9 protein-coding genes are annotated in these 12,202 nt (G+C 56.4%); 4 read left to right on the forward strand and 5 right to left on the reverse strand.

Annotated features, from left to right (window positions below; genetic code table 11):
* Positions 1-404 precede the first annotated feature (404 nt).
* Positions 405-1,280, reverse strand: coding sequence for an ATP-dependent sacrificial sulfur transferase LarE (larE, locus tag VGE80_RS15080; RefSeq protein ID WP_440593233.1), 876 nt, complete (start codon positions 1,278-1,280; stop codon positions 405-407).
* 398 nt (positions 1,281-1,678) lie between these two features.
* Here larE and VGE80_RS15085 point away from each other — a divergent pair, with 398 nt between their 5' ends.
* From VGE80_RS15085 to dtd, 3 genes are all read left to right on the forward strand, one after another.
* Complete coding sequence (locus VGE80_RS15085) at positions 1,679-3,589, forward strand: c-type cytochrome domain-containing protein (RefSeq protein ID WP_397569305.1); 1,911 nt, start codon at positions 1,679-1,681, stop codon at positions 3,587-3,589.
* A 9-nt stretch (positions 3,590-3,598) separates the two neighbouring features.
* Positions 3,599-4,711 carry a glycine oxidase ThiO gene (gene thiO / locus VGE80_RS15090; RefSeq protein WP_373653083.1) on the forward strand — a complete coding sequence of 371 codons (1,113 nt, stop codon included), beginning with the start codon at positions 3,599-3,601 and terminating at the stop codon, positions 4,709-4,711.
* Between the two features lie 89 nt (positions 4,712-4,800).
* A complete protein-coding gene (dtd, locus tag VGE80_RS15095) occupies positions 4,801-5,250 on the forward strand; it encodes a D-aminoacyl-tRNA deacylase (protein WP_440593234.1) in 450 nt (149 codons plus the stop codon).
* A gap of 359 nt (positions 5,251-5,609) precedes the next feature.
* Here the strand turns inward: dtd and VGE80_RS15100 are convergent, their stop codons facing one another.
* The 3 genes from VGE80_RS15100 to VGE80_RS15110 form a co-directional block, all read right to left on the reverse strand.
* Positions 5,610-6,587, reverse strand: a complete 978-nt coding sequence (locus VGE80_RS15100) for an acetyl-CoA carboxylase carboxyltransferase subunit alpha (protein ID WP_440593235.1) — start codon at positions 6,585-6,587, stop codon at positions 5,610-5,612.
* Between the two features lie 246 nt (positions 6,588-6,833).
* Positions 6,834-8,615 (reverse strand): protein kinase domain-containing protein, encoded by a 1,782-nt coding sequence (locus VGE80_RS15105; RefSeq protein WP_440593236.1) that lies wholly within the window; start codon positions 8,613-8,615, stop codon positions 6,834-6,836.
* A gap of 166 nt (positions 8,616-8,781) precedes the next feature.
* Positions 8,782-9,909, reverse strand: a complete 1,128-nt coding sequence (locus VGE80_RS15110) for an efflux RND transporter periplasmic adaptor subunit (protein WP_373653087.1) — start codon at positions 9,907-9,909, stop codon at positions 8,782-8,784.
* Between the two features lie 562 nt (positions 9,910-10,471).
* Here VGE80_RS15110 and VGE80_RS15115 point away from each other — a divergent pair.
* A complete protein-coding gene (locus tag VGE80_RS15115; RefSeq protein WP_440593237.1) occupies positions 10,472-11,812 on the forward strand; it encodes a peroxiredoxin family protein in 1,341 nt (446 codons plus the stop codon).
* Positions 11,813-11,980: 168 nt separating this feature from the next.
* Here the strand turns inward: VGE80_RS15115 and VGE80_RS15120 are convergent.
* Positions 11,981-12,202 (reverse strand): hypothetical protein (locus tag VGE80_RS15120; protein ID WP_440593238.1); only part of this gene is annotated, 222 nt, incomplete at its 5' end.

Consider the following 12,202-nt stretch of genomic DNA (forward strand, 5'->3'; position numbering starts at 1 on the left):
TCGTCGAGTCCAAGTTTCGCTTTCGGCTCCCTTCAGATCCCGCCTCGCGGCGGGCACCCTGTCCTACAGCTCACGGTTCCGGTCATCACGGCCCGTAGAGAACTTGCATCTCCGAGAAACACAACATGCCAGGCGCACAGACGACAGGGGGCGGGCAAGATTGTCCGCCCCCTGTTTCATGAGTCTATTTGCCCTTCTTTTCCTGCTTCACCTTACGCTTTTCCTTCAGCGTCAGGGCAGGCTTCTTTTGAACTTCTTTTCGGCCTTTGTCTTTCTTGCCCGATTCGCCCATTGCTACTCTCCGTTTCTGATAGTGAAACCGTTTCGACGAGACTGTGAGTCGAGCCTCGCCAACTCACAGGTTACCAGATTCGCTGGCAGGGGGTACCGGACCGCTCGCATTCTCATTCCGGTAGTAGTCTGGCGGGAATCTGGACGTCCAAGAGTTGCTCGCGGGGAATGGCCGAATTCATACTGCCACTTCGAAACCCATCCAGATCCACGGTGACGAAGCGAAAGCCCAGTTCGCGCAAGCGACCTCGCACCTGATCGCGCACCACGGGGTCCAGCAATTGGTGAATCTGGCCCAAAGGAACTTCAATTCGAGCCAGTTCGTTCGCCTCACACCGCACACGCAGCTCATTGAGACTCAGCAGTTCTTTGAGGAACTGTTCTGCCTCATCGATCCGCCGAACCCGCTCTGGAGTGACCTCGACTCCATAAGCAATCCGGCTGGAAAGGCAGGGGGTCGCGGGTTTGTCCCAGACCGGAAGATTCCAGATCCGAGCGAGTTCACGAACGTCCTTCTTGGTGAACCCCGCTTCGATGAGGGGTGAGCGAACCTGGAACTCGGCTGCAGCCTGCATCCCCGGCCGATAATCACCTTGATCGTCCAGATTGGCACCATTCGCGAGCACTTTTACTCCCAGAGAAGGAGCCAGTTCGACCAGACGTGAATAGAGTTCTGACTTGCAGAAATAGCACCGGTTCGAGGCGTTCCGCTGGTATCCGGGGTCGGAAAACTCCCGCGTCTCGACGATGACGTGTCGAATCCCAATCTGAGCGGCGAGTTGTTCTGCTTCTTCCCGTTCCCCCGTCGCAAGACTGAGACTGACTGCAGTGACGGCAACTGCATCAGCCCCGCAAGCGAGATGTGCTGCCTGGGCCACGACCGTGCTGTCAACGCCCGCGGAAAACGCCACTGCAACCTGCCGGTATCCCTTCAGAATTTCCAGCAGTCGGTCTCGCTTCTGTTCGATCTCGGACGGTGTGTTCGACATGTTGGAAATACTGATCAAATCGGGGAAGAAAACGAACGAAATCGGGTCTTGAGAGGTTTGAGAGTATCGGTTTGTCGGCGCAGGCTCAATCTGCCCGTCGCAAGTCCTGTCCGGATTCGGGAAATGAGTCGAAGTCTGTCTTGCGAGAGGATGATGCGATATGATCCGACTGTAACATGAGTATGGACGGAACGAAGTGACCGGCAAGTCGCCCTTCGCGACGGACGGCAACGCGACTCCACTGGAACAATCGCTGTTTAACCTTCTGACTGCTCAGTTGAACAGGCTCCCTTCGAGCCAGCCAGCGAAGCACATCACTTATGAATTGACGTAACGAGGCTTTCGAGAAGTCCCGTTGTTCGATGATCGAATGCATTCCTCAAAACGGATGAATATCGATGCAACGAAGCATTCCGACGTTCAGCGTCTGCTGCTTATTGATTTTGGGATGGATGGTCGGCTCTGTCGATGCTGCCCTCACTGCCGAACAGCGGAAAGAACTGAAAGAGATCACAAGCCAGGTCAGCAAGATCACCTCGCTGATTTCCAAGAAGAAATTTGAAGAGGCCGAAGAGGCGATTCAGTCTTCCGAAGAGCGTGTCGCCCAGTTCGTGAAAGATGCGGGACTGAATGAGACCGACCCCGCACTCAAACCCGTTCAGCTTCAGCTCGAGAAAGCCCGCACGCTCTTGAGTCGCGCCGCAGCCAAAGCCGGAGGTGGAGGTGGTGCCGCCAAAGGAGGGTCCATCTTTGCAAAAAACATTGCTCCGATCCTCGTGGCCAAATGCGTCAGTTGTCATACCGAAGACGGCAAGGGAGGCCTGAACCTTGATACGTTCGCAGATCTGGAGAAGGGGGGTGCCAGCGGCAAGGTGGTGGTCCCCGGCAGTGCCGAGAACAGTCTGCTGATCAGACGACTGGTCGCTCCAGACGCGGAATTGCGCATGCCGAAAGGAGCCCCCCCGCTCTCTGAACAGGAAATTCTGGCGATCGGAGCCTGGATCGAAGGGGGTGCCAAGTTCGAAGGTGACAAGGATTCGCCGCTCGCGTCACTCGCAAAGGGCGCTGCGACTGGCAAACCAGTCACAGCGCCGCGAAAAGCCGAGATCGTGAAGTCGACCGGGAAAGAAACCGTTCAATTCATGCGAGACCTGATGCCCGAGATGGTCGACACCTGTGGACGCTGTCACAACGACACCACCAAACGAAGTGGGTTCTCGGTCATGTCATTCGAGAAGCTGATGAAGGGGGGAAGCAGCGGGGCGGTCATCGTTGCCGGTAACCTCGAAGAAAGCCGGCTCTGGCGACTCGTCAATGGAGACGACACCCCTGTGATGCCTGCCGGGAACCAGACGGGCATCACTCGCAAATGGTACGATAACCTCAAGACCTGGATTCTTGAGGGAGCCACCTTTGACGGAGATGATCCCAAGAAGAACTTCCCGACGCAGGAAGAACGGCAAGCGGCTGCCATGGCGAAATACACGCCCGAGCAGTGGGTGCAGAAGCGAAAAGATGCCTCACTGGCAGACTGGAAAAAGACCTTTCCGAACATTGAACCGAATGTCCGGGAATCCAATGACTTCCTGTTCTATGGCGATGTCTCGGAAGAGCGGTTGAGCCAGCTTGACAAGTGGGCCGCCGAACAGGTCGCCGCTCTCAGGCAGACCTTCAAGGTCAAGGATGATCCACTCTGGAAAGGAAAACTCGCCGTCTTCGTTTTCAAGGAACGATTCGGTTACGAAGAGTTCAACAACTCGGTTCATCGACGTGAAGTTCCCCGGGAAGTCACGGGACATTCGCAAGTCAGCCCCACCCTGGAAGAGGCCTTCATCGCCTTACAGGACATCGGCGACACACCCTCGGATTCGTCGCCCGGAATGCAGGTCAACCTGGTTGAACATGCAACAGGGGCTTTCCTCAAGCGGGGTGGCTCCAATTTGCCCGACTGGTTGATCCGTGGTGCGGGGCTGGCGATTGCGCATCGCAAGGCACCGGGGAATGTCTACCTGATCGCCCTGCCTCGCGTGGCGGGTGGAATCCTGCAGGAATCGCAGATTACCGAGCCGGAAACAATTTTCTCGAATGGGACATTCGCGCCGGGTGAAGTCGGACCGATCGGTTTTACTCTGGTCGAGTATCTGCTCAAGCGAGGTGACGTGTCTCAGTTCAATCAGTTTGTTCAAAGATTGCAGTCGGGAACGGCTCCCGACGCGGCGATTAAAGCCGTCTACAATACGGATGCGAAGACGGTAGCGATGGGCTACGCCAGTTCTCTGCCAAGCGGTGTCAAAAAGGGAAAGAAGTAGCGTCGCCATATGCCTGATGTCATTGTCATCGGAGGAGGGGTGATTGGGCTGTCAATCGCCTGGGAACTTGCGGGTAAGGGACTCTCTGTTCGCGTGCTGGAGCAAGGAGCATTCGGCCGGGAAGCAAGCTGGGCAGGTGCGGGCATGTTGCCCCCAGGAAATCTGGCGAACGCGAAGACCGCCGAAGCCCGGTTGCGCGGCGCTGCTCATGCACTCTGGCCTGACTGGTCGAACGAACTGACATCGAGAACGGGTATCGACAACGGCTTTATTCGCTGCGGGGGGATTGAACTCCGCATGGATGACGCGGGTGGGCCGCAGTCCAGCTATCAACTGGAGCTCACGGCGCTCAAATCCGAAGGCGTGACCATCGAAACGGAAGATGTCTCCGAAGTGCGTCGGCGGTTTCCGGAAATCAGCGCTGAAATCTCCTCCGCCTATTTCCTGCCCGACTTTCATCAGGTTCGCAATCCCAGACACTTACAGGCTCTTCTGGCGGGTTGCGCAATGCGGGGGGTCGAGTTGCAGGCTGGGTGCCCCGTGCAACAAATTCAGATGAAAGGCGAACGCATCCAGGCGGTTCAAACGGGCTCTGACACGCACCAAGGTGCCGAGTATGTGTTTGCCGGCGGAACCTGGACGGGTCAACTTCTGAGCCAACTGGGACTGACCGTTCAGATCGAACCCATCAAAGGCCAGATTGTCTTACTGCGAGCAGAGCCTCTTCCCGTGCGATCGGTGATACAGGTCGGCCGCCAGTATCTTGTTCCCCGAGCCGACGGTCGAATGCTGGTGGGATCGACGGAAGAACGATCCGGATTCGATAAACGAAATACGGCAGGCGCCGTCGGTGAGCTGATCAACTTTGCGCAGCGACTGGTTCCCGCACTCAAACGGGCGACATTCGAGAAATGCTGGGCCGGGCTGCGCCCGTTCTCGACACGAGGCAGACCGTATCTGGGTCGCTTACCTCAATTCGCGAACGCAACGATCGCCGCAGGACACTACCGGTACGGATTGCAACAGTCCTCGATCACCGCCGTCCTGATCCGCCAGGTTCTGTTAAACCAGCCAGTGCTACTGCCGGACGAGCTGAATCTGGCCGACTCCGTCACCGAGTAACACTGCCGGACGGACGAACGGATTGACCGGGGGCTGGTCGAAGCGATGCGTCGAGGCGCGTCTCATTCAATTTCAGGAGAACTATCGACATGCGAGCGGTCGTGCAGCGCGTGAAACGAGCGAAGGTCACGGTAGGCGAAGAGATCACGGGACAAATCCAGCAGGGGTTGCTCGTACTGCTGGGCGTCTCTGATACGGACACCGAAGACGACGCCAGCGCTCTTGCAGACAAAATTGTGGGGCTCAGAATCTTCAACGACCCCGACGACAAGATGAACCTTTCACTTGCCGACGTGGGAGGCCAGATGCTGGTCGTCAGCCAGTTCACACTTCTGGGTGATTGCCGGAAGGGGCGGCGCCCGAGCTTCATCAAGGCGGCACGACCAGAGATCGCCGACTCGCTTTATCGCATCTTCGTTGCCCAAGTTCAGGGCCAAGGCATCGTGACTGCCACAGGACGATTCCAGACTCACATGGATGTAGAACTCGTCAACGACGGGCCAGTCACGCTGCTGGTCGACAGCCAGAAAGAGTTTTAAGAGCTCCATCGCAACCGGGTGCTCGACCAGCCCAGCAACTGCAAACACGCCCCGAAGCCGTGCCCGCTGACGCGCCGCCGGTTTGCAACTCTGCGATGGTGAAGCCAAGCCACAAAGAACAGGTGAGACATCGAGAAGGATTCGATCGTCCGCAGATTCGCTCAATCGAGGCCGATCAGGGTGGGACTCTCAAACCCCATGCATTCTTGAGGTTTTTAAAAACAAAAAGCAACATAACAGACATTATCGGACGTTCAATGTCGACCGAATTCGGACCGAGAAGGACCGACTTTCAGACGGTGAGCCGGTGCGGCCACAACGCACAACACCGGATGAAACCTCGCGATAGACTGACCCGCCTACGCATCGCTCACAGCGGCCAACTCTTCAAACTCGCCCATGCGGCGGAACTTCTGATAGCGACGCTCGAGCAGTTCTTCCTTGGGAATCTGTTCCAGTGCGCGCAGGTTCCGGACGATCGTCGATTTAAGAACACTGGCCATCGCACGATGATCTCGGTGCGCTCCACCAATCGGTTCTGGAATCACCTCGTCCACAACACCGAATTTGAGCAAGTCGGGTCCCGTGAACTTGAGAGCGTGGGCGGCCTTGCTGGCGAACTCAACACTCTTCCACATGATCCCCGCACATCCTTCAGGACTGATCACAGAGTAATAGGCGAACTGAAGAATGCCGACGTAGTCACCAATCCCCAGACCGAGCGCCCCGCCCGAGCCCCCTTCTCCAATGACGATGCAGATGATCGGTACGGGTAGCTGAGACATTTCTCGCAAATTGACTGCGATGGCATAAGCCTGACCTCGCTCTTCGGCACCGATCCCCGGATAGGCTCCTGGTGTGTCGACGAGGCAGACGATCGGCAGATTGAACTTGGCGGCGAGTTCCATTTTGAGCAGCGCTTTGCGATAGCCTTCGGGATGCGCACATCCGTAGAGACACTCGTTGCGCTCTTTCAGATTTCGCCCCTTGTGCTGCCCGATGAATAGAACCTTGCAGTCGTCGATCTTCGCAAAGCCCGCATTGATGGCCCGGTCGTCCCCGAAGGCCCGATCGCCGTGAAGCTCGATGAATTCATCGCAGACCAGCTCAATGTAGTCCCGCGCTTGAGGTCGATCCTGATGACGGGCAACCTGGACAGTTTCCCACGGATTCAAGTTTTCGAAAACATCTCGCTTCAACTTCGCGATTTCGACCCGCATATTGCGGATGGCTTCCAGTGTCGTGGGGACAGGAGCTGGCTGAGCTTCAAGTCTCGCCAACTGTTCTTCGAGTTCGACAATCGGCCGCTCAAAGGGCAGCACATACTGAGGCTTCATGAATCAGGCCATCCTCACGCAATCACGCAAATTCAATGCACCACATCACAGAGTACGCGATCTACAAATTCGGCAGACGTTGCACTGTGGTTAAAATTGCCAAGAGCATCGCGACCGGTTTTCCTCCCGGAAGCAGACATGCGGAACAGGACTTACAGGAATCGTTTCTGGTGAGATTGGTTCGATCCGGAGATCTGTCTCACACAGAGCGATTTCTCTAACCCCGAGGACCGTTTCTATAGCAGATTAAAGGATATCCGGCAAATCGGTCATATACTCCAGATCGGCGTTCTCCGGGCTCGCAGGGGTCTGGTAAGTGACGGGGCGAGGAGCAGGTCCCGTGTACGGACCTCCTGCCGGAGTCTTCGCTGCAGGTGGTTTTGCCGGTGGCGCGGCGGGACGATTCGCTGGCGGAGCCCCCGCCCCCGGTTGTGGCATCGGAGTGACCGGTGCGGGATTGACGCGCTGCGCCGGAGCGGCCGGAGGAGTCGCAGTTGGTCGCGCCACAGGTGCCATACCAGGCTGGACTTGGGGCGTTTGCGGGTGCGTCGGTTGCCGCTGTGGAACCCCCTGAGGTCCGGGTGGGGTGGCGGCAGCGGATGGAGGGCCCTGCTTGACCGCTGGGGGCTGGCCTCCTGAAGGGGGAACCGGAGCAGCCGGTCGCGGAGGCTGGTGCATCGCCTGCGGATTTCCCATGGGTGGCTGCGGAGCGTATTGCGGCATCCCCGGCATGGGCTGCGGCATTCCAGGCATCATTTGAGGGGGCATCATCTGCGGCGGCATCATTTGGGGTGGCATCATGGGCATCTGCCCCTGCGGATACCCCGGGTACCCAGGTGGATACGGCTGAAAGCCGGGTGGATAGCCGGGCATGGGCATCGGCATCGCTACCTGCGGAGGCACGGGCTGGGCGGCCGGAGCGGGCGCCGCCCCCTTCTTGCCTTTTGCCCGGGCTGCATCCTCGGTCTCAGCGGACTTGATGCGGTCCAGTTGCAACTGATTGGCAGCTTTCTTCTTTTTCTCCTGATTCAGCTTTTCCTCTGCAAATTTTTGTGCGAACTCGGGATTTGTCGCCAGCATTTCCTTGAGCTTCGCGTCCGCTCGGCTGTCAAGTCGCACTTCGGAAAGCATTTCCAAGGCGTCCTTGTCTTCGTTCGCCTTTTTCACCGCCGCGGCATCGATAATGTCCTCTTTGAAAATGCGAATCCGTTTCAGCTCCTGCAGCACTTCATCCACACTGGCAGGGCGGTCCGTCGGTTTCTTTTTCAGCAATTTCGCAACAATTCGATCCATCTCTGGGGTGACATTGGGATTGAATTCGGAGGGATTGGGCGGTTCTGCCCCAAGATGCTTTTGCAGAAGTTCTTCAGGCGTCGGGGCCTGGAACGGAGTCTTTCCTGCAAGGACTTCAAAGAACAGCACACCAAGACTGTAAAGATCGGTTTGAATCGTGGGCTGACGGCGTCGGATCGTTTCGGGAGCAATGTACGTTCGTGTCCCCTGAATCGTCTTCAGCTTCCCTCCGAACATTTTGCTGAGACCGGTTGCCTGCCTCGTCGACAGCGAAAAGTCACACAACCGTACCTCACCCGCTTTATTCATGAGCACATTGTCGGGCTTGATATCACGGTGAATGAAACCCTTATTGTGAACATGCGACAGAGCAGAACAGATTCCTTCAAACAGCTGTCGGACCTTCAAATGAACACTGTTTGAGTCTGCCTTGATCTGAAGCTTGAGGTTCGAAGCGCGGAAGTACTCCATCAAAATGTACGTATGATCGCGGTTCGATGAGTACCTTTCAAATTTCACAATCAGTGGGTGTTCGAACGTTTTGTGAATTTCCGACTCGCGCTTCATCTGCGCTTTATTTTCTTTGAAGTCGGGAACATCGGTTTTGAGCAACTTCATGGCCAAGTGCCGTCCGGAAGTTTTCTCGACGACTTCCCACACCTGACTGCTGCCCCCCGAAGCAATACACACCGCAAGCTGATATTGATCGTCGACGAGTTGCTCTTCATTAGCCATGACCGGCTCCCCACTTCAGTTTCGCTCTTTGCTCTCAGCCGCGGCGCAAGCGCATCAATCCGCTCGCGATTATCGTTTCAAGTATAACCATCGTTGCAACCGCTGTCCCGACGTGTTTTTGAGGAACCGCTGCATCCCGCATCCTCAGCGAGATTAAGGTTCCGATTTAGAACGGGGGGGCCTTGGGGTTCGTATTCGTTGGATTGACTGTGGTGGGAGAGGCGGGGCCTTTCTCAGGCGCCGCGCCCCCTGCAACCGAAGTCCCGGACGAAGGCTTCAGTTGAAAACCATCGCCCAATTGGTGAGACGATTCGTAAATCACCTCATCCCCTTCCGCAAACGGCCCGCTGACGAAGACGCGAGAACCCCCGACCTGCGCCAGAACAGTTACAGGAATATCCCGCACGACATATTGACGAACGACCTGTATTTTTCGATTTCCATCAGGCAGATTCCCCACCGCGGTGACAGGCACTTCGGTAACGGGCTGACGTGGAATCAGGGGGACAAAGACGGTCTGCCCTGCCTTGATCTTCTCACCATTGTTGTCCACCACGACCTGCACTGACGCGATGGAATCGAAAAGTTCCCGCAGCACATCGAACCGGGCCGGCAGCGGCAGCACCTGATCAATTTTCCCCTGAACTTCAACCCCTTCGATCTTCAGAGGAAAACTCTTGCCATTTTCCGCCTGTGCTCGCTCAACCGGAATTTCGACTTTCACCTTACTGCTGTCCGCCACGATTGCGACGGGATCCCCTGCACGGAGAAATTGGCCTTCAGTGACCAGCACGCGCTGCACTTCGCCGGCGAAGGGTGCCCGAATCGTGGCGAGATCCAGGAGTGATTGCGCAAGTTCCACATCGATCTTTGCGATGTCGACCCCCGCCTGAGCCAACTCTGCAGTAATCTCTTCCTTCCCCGCTGCTTTTTGTTCGGCAATCGCTTTTTTCAGCATCGCCTGGGCATGCGCCAGACGAAGTTTCTGGACGGAATTATCCAGCCGAACGACCTCACCCTGAGCCTGTACCCTGGAATTTGTCTTCGCTGCGAGTTGTTTGACGAGTCCATCGAACGGAGCCACCAGCGTGACTGTCTGATTCGCTTCGACGGCCAGAGGGACACGATACTTGTGCGGATCAATGACGCGAGTCGCTTCGCGCTTAATCACGACCTGCTCCCCCGTCGTCGCCAGCGGGAGGTTCGCCTGAGAGAATCCCTGCTCTGACGAAAACATGATTCCGGATAGTACGATTCCGCTTGTGCAGAGGAACTTTTGAAATCGAATCATCATTCTTTCCTTCGGGATGAAGGGTTTGACGGGTATGCAGATTATTTCGGTTGACGGTGAGATAAAAGCTACGAGCGTCGTTCAACGGTGTCAACGAGGGGGAAGAGTTGCCAGGCTCTGTGCATTCATTCGCCTCCGTCCAAATTTCGCTTACAGGAACACAATCTCGTCCCTGGATTCCGTGCCCGGTGCTTGTGGACGATTCTCGCATCGATCAAGATACGCTTGTGGGATCATTTGAGGGTTGCTGAACTGCAACGGCCCTGCTGAGTGCTCGTTCACCGGGCCAGGAAATCGAATTCCGATTCCGTAGAACTTAAGCGTGAAGAAACTGCGGGAACTGGAAAGGAGTCGACTGCGAGAATTGCCGACAACACAACGGTCACCGCGCTCATTTAGGCCCGGACGCAGTCGCTCTTCGACGGAGGGGCTCACTGTGCACGCAGTGGTGCACTCCCGCGTGAGTCCTCGTCTCGCTCCCTCGTCGACTCTGGCGGCATCACTTTGCAGTCGATCTCGTAGAACAATCAAGCGCTGCTGAAATGCAGTCGAAAGGACGTGGCTTGTGAATGGGGCTCTGATCGGTTTGGTCGCCTGGTTATCGGTTGCAAATCTTCAACCAGGAACGGAACTGCAATACGTTGGCTCGCTGAGTCAGCAGGCGAAAACGGGTGAGTCTGAGGTTAAATCATTCAGCCTCTACGCCGTGACCATTGACGATGAAAAAGGTGACCCTCAACTCGCTTACTATCTGGAAGAACGTGGTGGCGGAAGTTTCGGCTGGCCTGAACGTTTCGGCTTGCTCCCCCTGGCCGGCACCGCGTCCGCAAAGCCCCGGTCGATTCGTCTGCTGTACACTCACAACGATCAGCAGTATCCCCTGCCGGTGCGTTCGCCGCTCTGTGAGTTTGCTGAAAAGCTCACCCCACAGGCCACCTGGACCGAAGGTCGTTACACCTACGTGGTCACCCGCAAGAAGAACGTGAAAGGGCGTGAAGGTCTGGTGGTCGAAGTCGCGTCGAACTTCGGCCCGGTTCAGACGATGGTCATTGAACCAGCGACGGGAATCCTCTTGTCACTCGAAGAGAAAATCATCATCGGCCGGGGGGACGAGTTCCAACTCAAACTGGATCTGCAATCACAAAAACAAATCCCAAGCTCTGATCTTGATCGAAACCGTGCGTCTCTCATGTCACTGCTTAGCGTCCAGGCAGAACTGGGGCGGACGGGCGATCAAAAAGTCATCGAACTGACACGGGATCAACTGAAGTCGCTCCAGTCCAATCTCCCTCAGTACGAAAAAGAAGCCGAAGGGACCGGGTGGTCTCGACTCGTCGCCTCCATCGGCCTGGATTTGAAACAGCAGAAAAAGCGTCTGGATGGAGTTGCTGGTCTGGAGAAAAAACTCGTTGGCCGCCCTGCTCCGGAGTGGACTCTGAAACTGACCGACGGATCGACCTTCACCAGCGACGACGCCAAAGACAAAGTCGTCGTTCTGCACTTCTGGCAGTACCGCGGTGAACCACTGAATGAGCCGTACGGCCAGATTGGCTACCTCGATTTCCTGAATAACAAACGGAAGAAACTTGGCGTCCGCGTCATCGGAGTAAACGTCGACGAACGGTTCGCTAATCCCGATCAGAAGAATACCGCCCTCCGTTCCATGAAGAAGTTGCTGGAATTTATGAATGTTGGCTATGACATGGCCATCGATGATGAAACGGCACTCTCCGAATTCGGTGATCCTCGCGCCACAGGTGCCCCCCTGCCACTTTGGATCGTCATTGGCCATGACGGAAAAGTCGCGCACCACCATACGGGCTTTTATGACATCAAGCCTGACGAAGGCTTAAAACAACTCGACGACGCGGTGATCGAAGCGATCCGGCGTCAGAAAGGAAAATAGGCCTGCCCGGGAATTGACTGAAATTAATCAACCGGCGCCGCTGGTTCTCCGGGAACTCCGAAGAAGCAGCATCCGAACCGGCGTCTGCAACGTACCCCATCTGCAGGTGCATTGCTTCAAGTCAACATGAGAATGCCACTGTATGACCGTCTTCGGGCATGCAGTGCGCTACATACCCTCATCTGACCGAAAACGCTGCTTCTTCATGGACTCCGAAGCGGTGGCATGAGCACCGATGATCGCGTTGTGACACAGCACTAGCGACAGACGAACCAGCGGCGCATCTGTGATGCACTTTTGCGACACGTTGTCGAAGTACAGTTCCAGGCCCGTTCGTACCACGGTCGATCCAGTGGGGGAGGCGGATCGCTCACCTTCAATTCGAAGTGG

The sequence above is a fragment of the Schlesneria sp. genome, from assembly GCF_036405755.1.
Taxonomy (GTDB): Bacteria; Planctomycetota; Planctomycetia; order Planctomycetales; family Planctomycetaceae; genus Schlesneria; species Schlesneria sphaerica.